This window comes from Pedobacter suwonensis, from assembly GCF_007833675.1.
Classification (GTDB): Bacteria; Bacteroidota; Bacteroidia; order Sphingobacteriales; family Sphingobacteriaceae; genus Pedobacter; species Pedobacter suwonensis.
Genome location: NZ_CP031708.1, coordinates 4,681,435 through 4,699,461, shown reverse-complemented (window position 1 = coordinate 4,699,461; position 18,027 = coordinate 4,681,435). Strand labels below are relative to the sequence as shown.

Genomic DNA, 18,027 nt, shown 5'->3' with positions numbered 1-18,027 from the left:
ACCAGTATTTTTTATGCAACCTATGCAACAAAAATAAATGTTACATCTTTAGGTATAAAATTGCATATTCGCATATCATAAACAATACAATGCATGTTTGAAGCTATATTACTAGGTATAGGAGCAGGGATTATTTCATCGTTTTTAACAGGGCCGGTATTTTTTGCAATGATTAAAACCAGCATCGAACGGGGTTTCAAGGCTGGTTTCTCTTTAGCCATTGGCGTAATTATAAGTGATATTATTCTGATTGGACTGGTTCTTTTTGGTAGCCAGTTTTTTAATTATAAAGCAGAATTTGATAAATACGTAGGCAGTATTGGCGGTGTGTTTCTTCTGGCAGTGGGGATTTATTACCTGGTTTCAAAAATTACTGTGCATTACGATAGCAATACACTCCAAAAAGTAAGCAAAAGAGGTTACGTACTCAAAGGTTTTTTAATGTGTATCCTCACTCCTTCTACCCTCATGTTCTGGATTATTGTGAGCGGAATTATTTCTGTTAAGCTCAACAATATGCTTAACGAAAAACTGGTCTGCTTTTTTATTGCCATGGCCACACAACTTGGCATTGATGGCGCTAAAAGTTTTTACTCTAGCAAACTGCGTTATAAAATAAAAGAAGACGCGCTTAAAAAGCTGAATAAAATTGCCGGTGTAATAATAATCTTTTTCGCCTTCTGGCTCATTATTAAAACTTACCTGAAGTTTTACGCGTAAAACTTAACCTTCTGGCAAATTAATACCCAACAGTGTCCTAAACACTTTAGTGATTAGCAGCTTTTTTTTGGAAAGCAATGCCAGTGCTGCTATTAAGGTCCGTCCTGCCAATGCTGCAAGTCCTCACCCGATGAAAAACCGGATTCCGGGCTTTCCGCGTATGTCAGGTTTAGATGGGAAAAGCCTGTAACATCAAGCAAACAACACTTTCATAACCAACTTACAATCAATAATTAACTGTTTCTTAGCAGTCAATATTTGTTTTTACACGCCGTAGCCGTGTCCTCACGAACCGCAGCAAATAAACAAAAAAAAAGCCCATATCAGCGATATGAGCTATTTTATCTTATTCCTCACGGGAAATTTTGAAGCTACTAATAAGCCCTTTGGTTATTTCCTTCTTTCCAGTTCACAAAAGCTTTGTTAACTACCTTGTTTCCTCCCGGCGTAGGGTAATTTCCAGAGAAATACCAGTCACCTTTATTTTTCGGACAAGCTTCGTGCAGGTTCTCTAAACTTTGGTAAATTACTTCAACTTCTGCCACAGTGCCTTTAGGGGTAATGATCTGTGCAATCTTGGCCGAAATTTCTTCCGGCGTAAACGGCTTGTATATATCTTTAACGTGATTTACAATTTCCTCTTTAGGCAACAATAACGAAGCTTTACATTTGGCGTAAACATCTTCTATTACCTGCCACATGCCGCGCTCAGTTAACAATTGAATAGCTGCATCAAAAGCCACAAACTGTCCCATCCGGCTCATATCTATACCATAACAATCAGGATAACGAATTTGAGGTGCAGAAGAAACAATAATAATTTTTTTAGGATGTAAACGGTCTACAATTTTAATGATACTCTGTTTTAAGGTAGTACCACGTACAATCGAATCGTCCAATGCTACCAAAGTATCCTGATGATTGTTGATAATACCATATGTAGTGTCATAAACGTGTGCCACCATTTCGCTTCTGTCTGCATCCTGCGTAATAAACGTACGCAATTTCACATCTTTAACCGCTAGTTTCTCTACCCTGGGCGCCATCGATAATAACTCGTCCAGCTGCTCGTCGTTTAGCTGCTCTTTTTTATGCAAAAGGGTGTCTTTCTGGTGCCTGCGTACATATTGCTGAACACCATCAACCATTCCGAAAAACGCAACTTCTGCTGTATTTGGAATAAACGAGAATACCGTATTCTTTAAATCGTAATTAACGGCCTGAAGAATTTTATCACTCAATAAACGCCCCAGCTGTTTACGTTCACGGTAAATTTCCACGTCACTTCCTTTTGAGAAATAGATGCGCTCGAATGAGCAAGATAGTCTTTCAGTAGGCTCGCGGAACTGCTCCATGCTTACCTCGCCGTTTTTCTTGATAATTAAAGCATGACCTGGATCGATCTCTTTAACATCTTTAAAAGGGATATTAAATGCGGTTTGTAAAGCAGGTCTTTCAGAAGCCGCAACCACGATCTCATCGTCGTAATAATAATATGCCGGACGGATACCTGCCGGATCGCGCATGATAAACGAATCGCCATTACCGACCATACCACAGATCGAATAACCTCCATCCCAGGTTTTGGCCGAGCGGCGAAGGATATTGGCAATATCCAGGTTATCAGATATTTTGTGTGTAATGGCAACGTTATCGTGTCCTTCTTTTTTGTAATGATCAAAAAGCTCCTGGTTTTCATCATCCAAAAAGTGACCGATTTTTTCCAGTACGGTTACCGTATCTGCTTTTTCCTTTGGATGCTGCCCCAATTCGTACAACTGTTCCAATAACTCATCCACATTGGTCATGTTAAAGTTACCGGCAATAACCAGGTTGCGGGTCATCCAGTTGTTTTGCCTTAAAAAAGGATGGCAATTTTCGATGCTGTTTTTACCATGGGTACCATAACGCAAATGGCCCAATAAAACTTCGCCAATAAAGCTGACATTGTTTTTGAGCCATTCCGTATCCTGCATTAATTCAGGGGTGTTTTCCTGGATATCAACAAATTTGTTCTGCACATATTCAAAGATATCGGCCACCGCATTAGAAGCCATGCTTCGGTATCGGCTAATATACCTGCTGCCTGGTTTCATATCCAGTTTAATGGTGGCAATACCTGCGCCGTCCTGGCCCCGGTTATGCTGTTTTTCCATTAAAAGGTATAATTTGTTAAGGCCGTAAAGTGCTGTACCGTACTTTTGCTGGTAGTAAGAAAGTGGTTTTAACAGGCGAATAAAAGCGATTCCGCATTCGTGTTTTATCTGATCACTCATTATATGGATTTGAAGGCGCAAAGTTATCCTTTTAAATATTCAGAACCTAAACAAAAGTGTTTTCTTTTGTGATGATGAGTTTTATCTGACAGATGAGACAAATAGACTGCTTCTGCATTTCCCAAGTTAAAAACCTGTATGATTAATTAGAATAATTCTAAATAACTTGCAAAAACGAGTTGAAATTAACATTTTTGCAACATTATTAAGATTTAGTCTAAATTGAAACAAATTTACACATCACTAGTATTATTCTTTATTTGTTCGTCGGTAATGGCGCAGGTAAGCAATGTGGTAATTGGCACTGTAGTCGATCCGCAGAACAGGCCTTTGGAACTTGTTAACATTAAAATTTTAGAAACCAATCAATATGAAATTACAGACAAAAATGGTTTGTTCAGGATTAACGGCTCTGAAACGAATAATATCCTAACCCTCGAATTTTCCTATATCGGTTATCAGAAGTTAAGCTTGCCCGTAACCGTTAAAGCAGGAGAAACCAATCTTGGAAACATCCGGTTAGAGGTTTTAGATCTAAGTTTGGAGAATATTGAAATTAACGCCAAGCGGAATTATTCGGGTTCAACCAACTCCTCGCTGATTATTACCAGGGATTTAATTGAACAAACTCCGGCATTGAGTGTAAACGATTTGCTGAATCAGATTCCGAACAGAAAAATCCAGCCGCCTTCTCTTCAAAATGTACAAAATATTAATTTAAGGGCTGCTTATGCTCCTACTACTGATGGGAAAGGCGCTTTCGAACTAAATAATGCATTTGGAATTGCTATAGTTATGGATGGGAATACCATTAGTAACAATGCAAACATGCAAAGCTTTAATGCTGGCAGGGCCGGTGGCGTAGGCTCATCATTTGTAAAAAGTGGAAGTTACGGAATCAGGGGGACTGGGAATGATAAAACGGGTTATACTGGTGACTATACTTTTGGAGGTACCGATTTAAGGCAAATTCCAGCTGATAATATTGAAAGCATAGAGGTAATACCTGGGGTGGCACCCGCAAAATATGGTGACTTAACCGATGGAGCAATTATTATTGAACGACAAGCGGGTAAATCTCCAGCCTATGTCAGAATGCAGTTACGCGATAATGCCACGTCATATAGTTTCTCCAAAGGCTTTGAAATCAGTCCAAGATACGGCGCTGTAAATGTGGGCGTTAATTATGTTAACTCGTTCGAGGATAACCGCGATAAATTAAAAGCTTACCGAAGAATCAATACAAACGCGATGTGGACAAATTCTTTTGGCAATACCAGGCAATTAAAAAACACCTTCAGCATAGATTATGGCAGAAACCTTGATGGCGTAAAATTCGACCCGGATGACGAAAAAAGTACCCGAACAAAATTCGATAGCTGGAATTTTAGTGTTGCAAACAGAAGCAACTATCGTTTTAATAACGGTTTCCTAAAAAATATTGGTCTAAATTTAAGATATGCAGCAGGACATCAGGTTAGTTATAAGGAAGAGTTAGTTAATGATGCATATGTATTATACAGTACGGCAACAACTACCGGAATACACGAAGGATATTACGATTCAGGTATCTACACTGCAAAATCATTAATAGATGGTCGTCCGATAAATGCAGCCGCTAATTTAGATTTTACCGGAGGGTTTGCAACAGGAAGTCTTGTGCATAACCTATCTTTCGGCACTAGTTTTAGCTACAGTGCAAACAAGGGATTGGGCCAAACGATTGATCCGAACGAGCCACGGGGTACCACAAGAGTTGCAAACACATCGCTGGGCACAAAAAGCTCAGAACGTTATTATGACTTCAGATTGGCCCTGGCACAAAAAGACCTTGGCTTTTATATCGAGGATCTCTTTACAGCGACAGTACTAGGCAAGCCATTAAATGTAAGAGCAGGGATGAGAACTGATATACAAAATGGCTATACATCTTTTTCTCCAAGAACAAACATCAATTACGAGGTTAATAAGAACTTAAGATTTGGTGTTGCCTATGGTTTATCATATAAATCGCCGGGCTTAGCACAGCGTTTTCCTGGACCAACCTTTTTTGAAATACCTTTACTAAACGCATATAATGGAAAGGTAAATGAAAGTACCTATTTGGTTTATGTAGAACGTTACGAACCTACAAGTGTAGGATTAAAGCCGTCAAAAAGCGAGAGTATTGAGCTTTCAGCCCAATTAAAAATCAATAAATTTAGTCTTTCACTGACAGCCTTCAACAAAAAATCGAGAGACGGAATATATACTGTTCAAAATTTACAGAGCATTTTCCTTCCTAGCTATACTGCAACCCTCAATGCGGGGGCGAAGCCAACAATTAATCAAACAGGAACAAAAGCTTACGCAATTAATTATTCAACATTTAAAAACGATCTTTTATCTGATAATCAGGGATTTGAAGCCATTTTAAATACACCAGAGATCAGCGAGATTAAAACCTCTTTTAATATTAGCGGCGGACTTTTTAAAACTAAATCGCGTTCGGTTCATAATTTGTTAAGCAGTGAAATCCCCAACACAATTACAACAGACCCGAACTATGCTTATATTGGCGTTTATGAGCCAAAAAATACCAGAGCTTATTTCAGCAACGGTAGAATTACCAGCTTAACCCATGTACCCAAATTAAGCCTCGTGGTTTCATTTATTGCCGAATTCCAATTACTGGATAAAGTTATCAATACCGAAAGTTCAAGAATCCCATTAGGTTATTACACCAGTACCAATCAGTATATAGCCATTACAAATTTCGATAGGAATAACCCTTCTTATGGCCATTTGTATAAAACGCCAGAGCAACAGGCCGAAGCCAATCTTCCCCGTATATTCTCTAACTACCATATGAGCATCGCAAAAGAGATTAAGAAACGTTTCAAATTCGCATTTAACGTTTATAATGTGTTCAATTATCAGCCATATTATGTTACTCCTACGGGAACATACAACTATCCAAACAGCAGCCCGACTTTTGGTGCTGAATTATCGATTAAACTATAGACTATGAAAAAAACTATATTCGCAATCGCTGTTATTGTATCTCTTTTCTCTGCCTGCAAAAAATACCAGGGAGATATACCAGAAATCCATCCGGTTCAGTTTAAGGTGATCACATCATACGCTTCAGATAACCTGGCAAAGGCTTTACCCTTAAGCAAAGTGAAGTTGACTTTCAAGAACAATAAAAATAACAAAGAAAATATTTATTCTACCCAAACTGATGGCACGCTTTCTTTAGATTCAATTTCGCCGGGAAGCTATGATATTTCAGCCTCCATAGAGATTTCAGCTTCCGAATATTCTACTCTTACAGGAGAAACCGTATCTAAAAATGTGGTCTTTAATGCTTCAGAAAAAGCAAGGACTATTACCATTGAAAACGGTCAAAGTATTCATTTAAAACTTATCGCAGGCCCAACAGGCCCATGGGTAATCAAGCAAATCTATTTTGCAGGGTCTAATACCACAACCGGTGCTTCTTTTAGAGATCAATTTATTGAGATTTACAACAACTCTGATTCTGTATTATATGCTGATAGTTTGTATATCGGGGAAGCATTGGGCATCCAAAACTTCACTGCCGTAAATATTTACAGGCAACCGAACAGCCAGTATGACTGGAGTAAAGCGCAAGGTATGCCTACAAATATTGATGCCAATAATGATTATGTTTATACGAGAGCACTATTAATGATACCTGGAACTGGAAAGCAATATCCGGTTCAACCGGGCAATAGTATTGTACTGGCACAAACTGCAGTAAACCACAAAGCACCTTTTACCGGTTCTGACGGAAAGGTAATTGCAGCGCGAGACCCATCCTTAACAATCGATTTGAGTGGTGCAGATTTTGAAGCCTATTATGCCCCTTTCCTACCCCGACCTCTCGCTTCCGATATAGATAATCCTTTAGTGCCCAATGTTGACGTTTTATCTTACAACGGAACTGATCTGATTTTGGAAACAAGTGGCAGAATGGGATACATCATATTTAAAAACTCTGGTACAACAGCTATTAAAGATTTACTAAAATACCCATATCCAACCATTGCTCCGCCAAGTGCTAGTGCTGACAGATATTATCAAATTCCCCGGTCCTTCATCATTGATGCAGTAGAGACGCAAACCAATGTAGCAACATCAAGAGTACCTAAAAAACTTATTGCAAGCCTTGATGCATTATATACCTACGTACCCAATGGGATATATTCTTCTCAATCTGTAATCAGAAAAACAGAAGCCATCGTGAATGGCAGGATCATTTTAAAAGACACCAATAACTCAGCAGAGGATTTTGACTTCCTTCCGCTTGCTAATCCCAGGGGATTTAAATAATTATTACATGGGTCAAAATAGCCCACAACATAAAAATGAAGCATAAAAATATTTTATATATACTTTTAATTTTTGGCACTGCATTCAGGGCATCAGCCCAAATTAACGATGCGCAGCATACCGCAACAGATGCCAAACAATTCTCTGCAGACTCAGTGCAATTTGGCGCTTATGATTTCGCAAAAATCAGCCCTTTTTTCATTAAAAAGCTAATGCCCATAACTTTTAATAGTTTAAAGCTTAACCAGGTTTTTGAAAAAGGTACTTTGATGAAAGCCCAGGATGCATCAAAAGTAAGTACTACTTCGTTAAGCACGGAGGGAGTTTCACAACTTAATTCGATCACATTGTGGGGATTGTTCTCATACAACAGATCGGTAGAAGACAGTACATCGTTTTCTCATCAAACCCGGAATAATTTGGCAAACCCTTATTATTTTGGTTCAGTTAAAAATTTAAATTATCAAAGAACAGTTTATAATCTGAAGGCTTCAGCAAGTAAAAATTTACTGAATGATCATTTAAGCGTTGGCTTAGGAACCGATTATAGGATAGGCAACCATTACTCTACGAATGATCCACGTGGCGAAATCAGCGACTACCAATTAAATTTACTCGCCTCAGTAGGTTATCATATTACAAAAGAACTAGCTCTGGGTACAGCTTACAGACATGGCTACGGATTGGAAAAGGTTAACGTTGCATATAAAAACAGTAGTCTTTCTCAAGGCAAAGTAATTCCTGAATTTACGAACTATTTAATAAACGGGTATGGTGAAGGCGAAGAGTATAATGAAAGAAGAACCGTTCAAAACAACCAGATAAGGAACGGCTTTGATGCTTATTTAAGCTTTGAAAATAAAAAGTTGGGAAGTTTTAATTTTATCTTCCACACATCTAGGGAGAAACAAAAATTTGATTACAGAACTTCACTGGCGATTACTGAATATATCAACTTTAATCTGGTAAGTGAAAACTATCGTCTTTTTTGGTTAAAGAAAACGGCTTCAAATGCATTAAGTATAAACGTTAGTTATAAATCAAATACCGGCGATAATTACATGAATGTTTATTTAGCAAACAGTTACCTATTTAGAAACAAGTCATTGGGTACACAGGCTTACTACAGCATAAGAAAGAACCAACTTACCCATAACTTCGGTTTGGGTCTGAAACAGTATGAAGAACGTAAACAAGATGGCATTGCCGGAAATGATATCAGATTTAACCAGCTAATCTACTCACTTAGTTATGGTGTAAACCATCAAAACAAAAACAACCACAACTGGGGCATCAGCTTAACCGGTTTATACAATCAGTACCTTAATTCTGATTTCAGTGTACTGCTGGCTAACGAAGGTGTTTTTACTAAAAATGTAATTTACTACGACTATGCCTATAATACGACCTCAAAATTTGGTGTTGGCTTATCAAGTGATTATAGTATCCCGATGTTCAAACAAATCCAGGCCGGAATTAAACTTGGACTTAGCTATTGGAGAAGAGACGAGCTAAAAGATTTCGGTAGAATATTAACAAATACTCCCGGCAAAGACCGCTTTTCTTCCAACATCAGCTTAAACCTTTATTTTTAAACATGAGTAAAATTTTTGTCATCCTTTCCTTAATCCTTAGTGGGTTGATCTTGTTTTCATTTCAATCGGCCAATTTTAATGATGACGAAGAATTGAGTATTGATAGCCTGCGCAAAGTTTATTCAAAACCGACAAGCCAATGGCCCAAACCTACAGTAGATGCAGGCGCCGTTTTTCAGGAACTTGGTGAACTTCCTCCCTCGCCTGTCGATTTAAAAAATGATTCGGTGAAAAGTGTGGTGGAGTTAGGAAAAATTTTATTTTTCGATCCTCGTTTATCAGGCTCAAACCAAATCTCCTGCTCGAGCTGCCATGCGCCAGATTTACACTGGACTGATGGCCGCCAGGTATCTATTGGACACGATCATTTGGCCAATATCCGCAATGCCCCGTCTTTAGAGAATGTGTGGTTTTACAAACGCCTGTTTTGGGATGGCCGTGCAAGCAACTTAGAAGAACAAGCTGGTAGTCCGGTAGCTGCACATAATGAAATGCACCAGGATATGAAAGCACTATCTAAAAAACTGAGTAGGATAAAAGGTTATCAACCTTATTTTAAATCTGCATTTGCTTCAAAAGAAATTACCAATAAACGTATTTTCGAGAGCCTGGCCACTTTTCAACGTAGTATTGTAAGCCGCAGAACACCTTTCGACCGTTTTCTGGGAAAAGATAAAAAAGCGCTTACTGATCAGCAATTGGTGGGTTTACACCTGTTCCGTACTAAAGCACGTTGTATCAATTGCCATAATGGTCCCTTATTTACGGATAACGAATTCCATAATGATGGGTTAACTTACTACGGACGTAAATACGAAGATTTAGGATTATATAACGTAACCAAAAAACCGGAAGATGTGGGCAAATTTAAAACCCCGGGTTTAAGAAATGTAATGAAAACTGCCCCTTGGTTCCACAATGGCCTATTTCCTGATATGGATGGTGTAATGAACATGTACAATGTGGGCATGCCTGTACAAAGGGTAAAGCCAGAACAGGTAAACGATCCGCTTTTGCCTAAAAACGATAAATTGTTAAAAGGCTTAAAACTAAGCAAAGCCGAGAAAGATGCTGTTGTTGCCTTTTTAGATGCTTTATCATCGCCAGCGGTATTGGTTAGGGTTGAGCAGTTACCGCAATAGTTAGTTTGGAGTTTGGAGCTTACAGGTGGCAGTTTTCAGTTGGCAGTTAACAGTCTCTTAACCACTTTGAACAGTTGAACAATTAACTCTCGCCTGAGTTAGCCCTTTAGCGTTTGGTATACCCAATAAACAACTCACCGATAAATTAATCACCCAATGGCCTAATGACCAATGACTAATGACCAATAAACCAATGACTAATAAACCAATGACCAATAAACTACCTTACATCTTACCCGATTTCAATGCTTCGCCAAAAAAGATAGAAGCATGCTCATCGAATGCAATCGGATCGCCGCTGGTGTAAAAAGATCGCTCACACTGTTTGCCCAGCTTTTGTTCAATTTCCGGATGCCTTGCCAAGTAATCTACCAAACTATTGGCTACAATATCACCTTGTGCCAAAATGTTGATGTAATCAGGAAATATAGTCTTTAATTTAGGCAATAATAAAGGGTAATGCGTACAGGCCAGCAATACACAATCAATATCGGCCGATTGTTTTAGCAGCTGTCTACAGTATTCATTGATAAAGAAATCGGCCCCTGGCTCTAAATGCTCATTATTTTCGATCAATGGTACCCACATTGGGCAACTTTGCTGGTACACTTGTATATCGGGGAAAAATTTATTGATTTCCAAAAGGTAGGATTTCGAATTAACGGTTCCTCTGGTACCCATTACCCCTACCTGTTTGGTACTTGTGTACTGGTCGATTACTTCGGCTGTAGGTCGGATTACGCCGAGTACGCGCCGATCTGGATACTTAGCAGGTAAATCGCGCTGCTGAATGGTTCGAAGTGCCTTAGCTGAAGCGGTATTGCAGGCGAGTATTACTAAATGGCAACCTTTGGCAAAGAGCCATTCTACACATTCTAAAGTGTATTTGTAAATCGTATCAAAAGCATGATCGCCATAAGGCGAACGGGCATTATCACCTAAATAAATATAGTTGTAATCTGGTAACCGATCGGCAATAGAGCGGAATACCGTTAAACCACCGTAACCTGAATCGAAAATACCTATTGGTGAAAAATTTTGCTTGCCTGCCATTGAAAAGTTGGAATGTTGTAAAGTTAGCTTAAATGTTTGATGGTTGAAGAGTTATGCAAGCAGAACCTTATAACTTAACTTTGCAAATGATGTAATAAGCGTTTAAGAAAGTCCTTCGACAGGCTAACATTGACAGAATCCAGTAGTCGCGTCGTCATTCTCGCGCATGCGGGAATCTTAAAGCGCTTGCATTAAGATTCCCAATCAAGTTGGGAATGACGATTTTTCTAGGGATATTAACTGATAAAATTTATCTGTCAATCACATTTATTTTTATAAAATAAATTATCCCTCAGGATGACATGTAATCTTTTATAGATTTCTTGAGAACGCTACCTTCTAAATGATAATCTCATTATTAAGATGCTGAAACAAGTTCAGCAAGACGACACTTAATAAAACAAAAAAGCGGAACTAAGTTACACTTAATTCCGCTTTGTCATTCAGACTAAAGACTTTTGACTTCTGACTGAAGACTATTTCTTAGGCGCAGCTGGTTTTGCAGCAGTAGCTGAAATACCTAATTTAGTTTTAACTGCAGCGGTAATATCATCGCCACCATCCCAGAATACTAAATTGTTACCTCCTTGACCGTTTGCAATATCAAACACGTAAGCCAAACCTTTTTCTTTAGCGATAGCAGAAATTGCATTTGCAACTTTAGCCTGGATAGGTTGGAATAATTCACCTTGTTTGGTACCTATATCTTGTGATGCTTTGGTACGTGCATCGGTAATGCGTTTTTCCAAGTCCTGTAATTCCTGACCGGCAGCTTGTAATTCTTTACCTACTGTTTCTTTATTCGCCTCACTTAACGTTTTTTGTTTATTCTCTGCAGCAGCCATTTTAGTCTGATATTCTTTGATCATTGCATCAATATCAGCTTGCTTTTGTTTACCTAAAGTTTCTAAGGTAGTTTGAGCTGTTTTAGCTTCAGGTAAATTTGCAAAAACCTCTTCAGAATTAATGTGACCTAATTTTTGTTGTGCACTTGCCATATTCGCTGTAAACAATAACCCCGCTGCTACAAAGAATACGTTAATTAACTTTCTCATCGTTTTACTTTACTTTTTTTATTTTTTTCTGTTTGTTTTTCTTCAAAAATCAGGGACGAATATACTAATTATTTACGGTCCCTGGTTTATAACCTAATTTTACAATTACATCATTACTCACATCGTAACTGCTACTGGCATAAATCATCATTGTGGCCTCACTGCTCTTGTCGAAAATGAAGTCTAAATATTTAGATTTTGCGATCTGTTTAATGGCTTCGGCCACTTTATCCTGAATAGGCTTAATCAGTTTCACCCTGCTTTGAAATAGATCTCCGTCTGGCCCAAACTTAGAGCGTTGAAATTCTTTAGCTTGTTTTTCTTTTTCTATAATCTCGTTTTCACGGCGTTTGCGCATATCATCAGTTAATAAAACCTGATCTGCCTGATAAGCCTTGTACATCCGGTCGATTTCTGAAAAATTCTGATCAACCTGCTGCTGCCATTGTTTAGATGCCACATCCAACTGGCTGAGTGCCGATTTATACTCTGGCAAATGTTTCAATATATACTCGCTGTCTACGTAAGCAAACTTTTGCGCAAAAGCACCAAAAGAAGTGCAAAGCAGGAATGCGATAAAAAGATACTTTTTCATTTGTGTATGTGTTTTAATGATATAGTTAATAACCTAAGCTTTCTTTAAACTCTTATTGCAATGATTTATTGCATAATTAGTTAATTTTTTGTTCTTTATCAATTAAAATCCACCTAATTGTTGTGCGATACTGAAAGTAAAGTTTTGTTTACCGCCATCCTGAACGCCAGGAATCCTATCAAATGCATGTCCGTAATCGATACCCAATAAACCAAATATAGGTAGGAAAATACGAGCACCAACACCAACTGATCTTCTCACATTAAAAGGATTAAAATCACCAAATCTATTCCAGGTATTACCAGCTTCAGCAAAGGCTAAAACGAAGGCTGTTGCCTGCTGACTCGCAATTACCGGATAACGGGCCTCCAATACATATTTGGTATAAATCGGGCTACCAGATTGTTGTGCAATTCTAGGGTCAGAACCATTTGGTATCACGGCATTGTTGGCATAACCGCGCATAGCAATTAACTCAGACCCCTGTAAGAAATCGAATCCCTGCATACCATCACCCCCTAGTTTAAAACGTTCGAATGCTGATTGGCCAACGGCTTTGTTATACTGCCCCAGGAAACCAAATTGTGCCTGGGCCTTAACTACCAGATTGCCCACTACTCTCTGATACCATTGCGAATCAAATTTCCATTTATGGTATTCTGTAAAACGGTATTTCTCTTTGTCAGATGCCGTAGCATAGTTTGTTTTATTCAACAATGAAAACGGTGGTGTAGCCTGAACGGTGAAACGTAAAAACGATCCTGATTTAGGAAAAATCGGCGAATCTCTTGAATCACGGCTGATCTCTTGTGATAAACTCAAGTTATAAGATGTACCTGTATTAAATAAATATCCTGAATAATTGTTCAAAATATATTGTTGTAAACTTACCGCATGAGACAACTGGAAATAGTTATCAGGCCAGTTTAATCTTCTTCCGAGACTCACGGTTACCCCGTTTAAACGGATTTTTTGAAATAGAGCGTCTCCGTTACTTAAACCATTCGATTGCAATGAAGTAAATGCACTTACCCCAAAGCTTACCGGTTTCTCACCACCAAACCATGGTTGCGAAAAGGAGAAGCTATATGATTGGTAATATTTACCATTAGTTTGCCCACGTAAGCTTAATTTCTGTCCATCGCCTTTTGGCAATGGTTTATATGCTTTTAAATTGAACAGGTTACGTAGCGAAAAGTTATTGAAAGTTAAACCTAATGTACCAATGATCCGGCCACCGCCAAACCCACCAGATAGCTCGATCTGATCTGAAGGTTTTTCTTCTACTGCGTATTCAATATCCACAGTACCGTCAGCCGGGTTAGGGCGAGGTGTAGGTACTGTTTTAGACTCATCGAAGTTACCTAACTGACCAATTTCGCGAATGGTACGGATTAAATCACTTTTGTTAAATTTCTGTCCCGGTTTAGTACGGATCTCACGTAAAACAACTTTGTCATTTGTAATGGTATTTCCTTTCAGCGTGATTCGGTTGTTGGTGTACTGCGGTCCTTCATACATACGTAATTCCACATCAACGGTATCTCCGTAAATTCGGGTCTGTACCGGATCGATATTAAAAGTTAAGTATCCGTTATCGGTATACATACTGTTAATGTCTCCACCATTTTCACCACCGCCATTTAATTTTTTATTTAATCTTTCTTCGCTAAAAACATCACCTTTCTCAATCGTTAATACTTTATTTAAAATACTATCCGGATAGATGGCGTTACCTGCCCAGGTAATGTTACCGAAATAATACTTTTTGCCTTCGTAAAGGTCCATTCTGATGTTAACCTTTTTATCATTATATTGGTAAATGGTATCTTTTAACAATTCTGCATCGCGATAACCTTTCTCGTGCATTTTAGCAACCATTTTTATCTTGTTCTCTTCATATTTCTCTTTTGAGAATTTTCCGGAACCCCAGAAACGCCACCAGGCAAATTGTTTAGGGTTTTTAAGGAACTTTCTGAGTTTTGCTGATTTGAAATCCTTATTTCCGGTAAAATCAATGTGTTGTACTTTAACACGGTGTCCTTTATCAATATAAGCTTCCAGGACTACACTGTTTTCTGCATTCGGATCCTTGCGCGTTTTGTAATCGATTTTTGTAAAGAAAAAGCCTTTATCCAATAAATACTTTTTAACAATAGCAGATGTGGTATTGTATAGGTTATCGTTTACGATTTTACCTGTTTTATCGTTAAGTTTTTCCTGAATGGCAGTTTTTTCAGATTTGCGAACACCTTTTAAATCGATAGAACTTAAACGCGGACGTTCTACTACTTCAATTTCAAAATAAATAGAATCCTGAACAAATTTTTCGACGTTAAGTTTAACATCATCAAACAGGCCCTGCGCCCACAATGTTTTAATCGCATCAGAAGTAGCCTCGCCAGGAAGAACGATTTTATCGCCTTTGGTCAACTTAGATAAGGTGATTAATACCTCTTTATCTAAATACTGGGTACCTGTTACAGTTGTACCTCCGATAATATACTCTTTCGGACTAAAATAATCGAGATCTAAGCCACCAACCTTTAACGAAGGGGTTACCGGAGCCTGACCTTGTGGACGTATTTGAGCGAAGGCCGGAGCGGCTAAAATGAGTAGGATTAAAACCTGAAATATTCTTTTCATTAAAATTATTTGTTCAGTAATGACCAAAAGGTAACGATGTTTTATAAAGCAGATTGCCTTTATCTTGTTCCCTTATTATGGTTTCATTTATCGTATAAAAGTGGTGCTAAGTTAGTTTAAACGCTTGTTAAAAAGTGTTAAAAGAAAAATTAGTTTAACTGCTCACTAATTTTACCAAAACGGCGTTCGCGTTTTTGATAGTCTACAATAGCCTCGAAAAGATTTTCACGTCTGAAATCCGGCCATAAAACATCAGTAAAATAAAACTCGGTATAAGCCATTTGCCAAAGCAGGTAATTGCTGATCCGGTGTTCGCCACTGGTCCTGATCATGAGTTCAGGATCGGGTATATTTACGGTTGTGAGTTTAGATGCAAACAGGTCTTCGTTAATATCATCCAGTGAAATGACATTTTCTTTTACGGCTGATGCAATTTTTTTAGCGGCTTCGATAATCTCCCATTTTGCACTATAACTTAAAGCAAGTGTTAAAGTACATTTTTCATTATGGGCGGTTTTCTCCATCGCTTCTTTTAAATCATCAATACACTCCTGAGGCAAAGATGCAATATTGCCAATGGCATTCAGCTTAACATTGTTTTTATTAAGTGTTTCAGTTTCTCTGTTGATGGTTGAAATTAGAATCTGCATCAAAGCATCTACTTCTTCTTTGGGTCTGTTCCAGTTTTCGGTAGAAAAAGCATACAAGGTAAGGTATTCGATACCCACTTCCACACAACCTTCTACAATATCTTTTACAGAAAGTACACCATGCTCATGTCCGAAAACCCGCACTTTGCCCTGGCCTTTAGCCCATCTTCCATTACCATCCATGATTACGGCAATGTGCTTCGGCAGGCGGCTATAGTCTATTTGTTCTTTAAATCCCATTAATTATGTCAAAATCAGCTTAAAAGGAATAGCATTTTGAGGATACAAAGGTAAAAGATATGCCAATACTAACAAATAGATAAGTATCCCTTTTTCTAAAATCGCCTCTTTGGGTGCCCGGCATTCCAATCTGGTTAGCTGAAGGATCAGATAAATTAACCCAGTAATCTCCGCTTTTAACATAAGCTGGATTAGTTGGATACCTTCCGCTTACATCATCAATATAATCTGTAAAAGGCGTCCTGTACCCCAATTCGGTAAAAACACTCCATGTAGATTTGTAATTATACCGTAGCCCAAGGCCATACGGAATAGTTAACACAGCATTATTATAGCCATTTTCCTGACCTTCGGTGGCTACTCGGTCTAACCGGTATTTTTCACCATAAACATTTACAGTCGGTTTAAACATAAGAAAACCCAGCCCTGTAAAAAGATAGGGCGTAAACTGACGCGTTCCGCCGCCTAGGTTAAAATTAAAAAAATTGAAATCTACCAGTCCGCTAAACTCATTTAACGTTGTTTTAAAACGCAGGTTTCTTTGGCGGAACTGTTCATTACGCGAATCGGCATCATCTGCCCTGATCTCTCCATAGGTGTAATTTAAACGGATGCCAACATATTGATTAAAATTCCGTTTTACATAAGCACCGCCTGAGAAACCACTTACCTGCAATGGATTATTCTGGTTAAGATCGCCCATATAACCTGCTCCGCCAGCCATCATCCCAACTTCCCAGGAAGGGTTGCCCACCACTGTACGCTGTGCACTAACCAGCTGCGTATTAACAATGAGAAGTAGAATAATTAACAGCTGTTTGCCTGGAGCCATACTCAATAGTTACGGGTATCTATACCCCACAATAATTTATTCCTTAACGTGTTTAAATAGGTTTCATTATTAAGGCGGATAAGATTTAAGCAAAAATCTGCCTTTTTAATGCTAATTTTTACTGAACGCTCTACAGTAACTGTCCGGCTATCACACGAAACCAAAAACTTTGATTCTCTGGCTTCTACCTCGAAAGAGAGTTTATTGCCATCTGGCACAACAACCGGCCGTACATTTAAATTATGTGGCGCAATAGGTGTAATGACAAAGTTTTTAGAATCCGGATAAATAATTGGTCCACCGCAACTTAAAGAGTAAGCTGTAGAACCTGTTGGGGTTGCAATAATTAATCCATCGGCCCAGTAAGAGTTGATGAATTCATTGTTCATTGAGGCATGAATAATCATCATCGCCGAATTATCGCGGCGGTGAATGGTAATATCGTTCAAGGCAAAGTTCTCTTCACCAAATAAACCATTATCTGATTCCAGCCTTAAGAGCGATCTGGAATCTAAGGTATATTCTTTATTGATCAAGGCATGGAGTGCCGATCCGATTTCATTTTTATTGATACTGGCCAGAAAGCCAAGGCGGCCAAAGTTGATCCCAATTACAGGGATGCCTGAATTGCGAATCAATGATAAAGTATCAAGCAATGTACCGTCTCCACCTAAGCTCAACAATACATCTGCACGTTCCTTTAGTTCGGTATGGTTATGAAAAATAATGGTATTGGCCGGAAGTTTTATCTTCCCATGTAGCGATGTTTTAAATTTAGCATATAAAACAGGCTGAATATGATGTTCGGCTAAATGATTAAAAACCTCTTGTACATAGGGCAAAACCGTATCATTAAAATCCCTTCCGTAAATTGCAATCCTCATA

At 38.4% G+C, this 18,027-nt stretch carries 13 protein-coding genes; 5 read left to right on the top strand and 8 right to left on the bottom strand.

Annotated elements, in window-relative coordinates:
- The first annotated feature begins 93 nt into the window (after positions 1-93).
- Positions 94-720, top strand: a complete 627-nt coding sequence (locus DV942_RS19440; protein ID WP_145860310.1) for a LysE family translocator — start codon at positions 94-96, stop codon at positions 718-720.
- Between the two features lie 374 nt (positions 721-1,094).
- Here DV942_RS19440 and DV942_RS19435 read toward each other — a convergent pair whose 3' ends face one another.
- The gene (locus DV942_RS19435; protein ID WP_145860308.1) at positions 1,095-2,996 is read right to left on the bottom strand and encodes an amidophosphoribosyltransferase; all 1,902 of its coding nucleotides are present in this window, start codon (positions 2,994-2,996) and stop codon (positions 1,095-1,097) included.
- Between the two features lie 222 nt (positions 2,997-3,218).
- On the opposite strand from DV942_RS19435, the gene DV942_RS19430 reads away from it, so the two are divergent.
- Genes DV942_RS19430 through DV942_RS19415 form a run of 4 tightly spaced genes read left to right on the top strand, consistent with a single transcriptional unit; the run spans position 3,219 to position 10,071 of the window.
- Positions 3,219-5,999: a TonB-dependent receptor domain-containing protein gene (locus DV942_RS19430; protein ID WP_145860306.1), complete on the top strand. Its 2,781-nt coding sequence runs from the start codon at positions 3,219-3,221 to the stop codon at positions 5,997-5,999.
- A 3-nt stretch (positions 6,000-6,002) separates the two neighbouring features.
- The gene (locus DV942_RS19425; protein ID WP_145860304.1) at positions 6,003-7,334 is read left to right on the top strand and encodes a DUF4876 domain-containing protein; all 1,332 of its coding nucleotides are present in this window, start codon (positions 6,003-6,005) and stop codon (positions 7,332-7,334) included.
- Between the two features lie 35 nt (positions 7,335-7,369).
- A complete protein-coding gene (locus tag DV942_RS19420) occupies positions 7,370-8,929 on the top strand; it encodes a DUF6850 family outer membrane beta-barrel protein (RefSeq protein WP_145860303.1) in 1,560 nt (519 codons plus the stop codon).
- Between the two features lie 2 nt (positions 8,930-8,931).
- Entirely contained in the window at positions 8,932-10,071 is a 1,140-nt protein-coding gene (locus DV942_RS19415) for a cytochrome-c peroxidase (protein ID WP_145860302.1), read from the top strand.
- Positions 10,072-10,296: 225 nt separating this feature from the next.
- Here the strand turns inward: DV942_RS19415 and murI are convergent, their stop codons facing one another.
- The 7 genes from murI to DV942_RS19380 form a co-directional block, all read right to left on the bottom strand.
- Positions 10,297-11,124 (bottom strand): glutamate racemase, encoded by an 828-nt coding sequence (gene murI, locus DV942_RS19410; RefSeq protein ID WP_145860300.1) that lies wholly within the window; start codon positions 11,122-11,124, stop codon positions 10,297-10,299.
- Positions 11,125-11,600: 476 nt separating this feature from the next.
- The gene (locus DV942_RS19405; RefSeq protein WP_090986066.1) at positions 11,601-12,179 is read right to left on the bottom strand and encodes an OmpH family outer membrane protein; all 579 of its coding nucleotides are present in this window, start codon (positions 12,177-12,179) and stop codon (positions 11,601-11,603) included.
- Positions 12,180-12,243: 64 nt separating this feature from the next.
- Positions 12,244-12,774: an OmpH family outer membrane protein gene (locus tag DV942_RS19400; RefSeq protein WP_090986068.1), complete on the bottom strand. Its 531-nt coding sequence runs from the start codon at positions 12,772-12,774 to the stop codon at positions 12,244-12,246.
- A 102-nt stretch (positions 12,775-12,876) separates the two neighbouring features.
- Positions 12,877-15,420, bottom strand: a complete 2,544-nt coding sequence (bamA, locus tag DV942_RS19395) for an outer membrane protein assembly factor BamA (RefSeq protein WP_145860297.1) — start codon at positions 15,418-15,420, stop codon at positions 12,877-12,879.
- 149 nt (positions 15,421-15,569) lie between these two features.
- Entirely contained in the window at positions 15,570-16,310 is a 741-nt protein-coding gene (locus tag DV942_RS19390) for an isoprenyl transferase (RefSeq protein ID WP_090986071.1), read from the bottom strand.
- Positions 16,311-16,329: 19 nt separating this feature from the next.
- Positions 16,330-17,142: a type IX secretion system protein PorG gene (gene porG, locus DV942_RS19385; RefSeq protein WP_090986073.1), complete on the bottom strand. Its 813-nt coding sequence runs from the start codon at positions 17,140-17,142 to the stop codon at positions 16,330-16,332.
- Positions 17,143-17,144: 2 nt separating this feature from the next.
- Entirely contained in the window at positions 17,145-18,026 is an 882-nt protein-coding gene (locus DV942_RS19380; RefSeq protein ID WP_090986075.1) for an NAD kinase, read from the bottom strand.
- Position 18,027 lies beyond the last annotated feature (1 nt).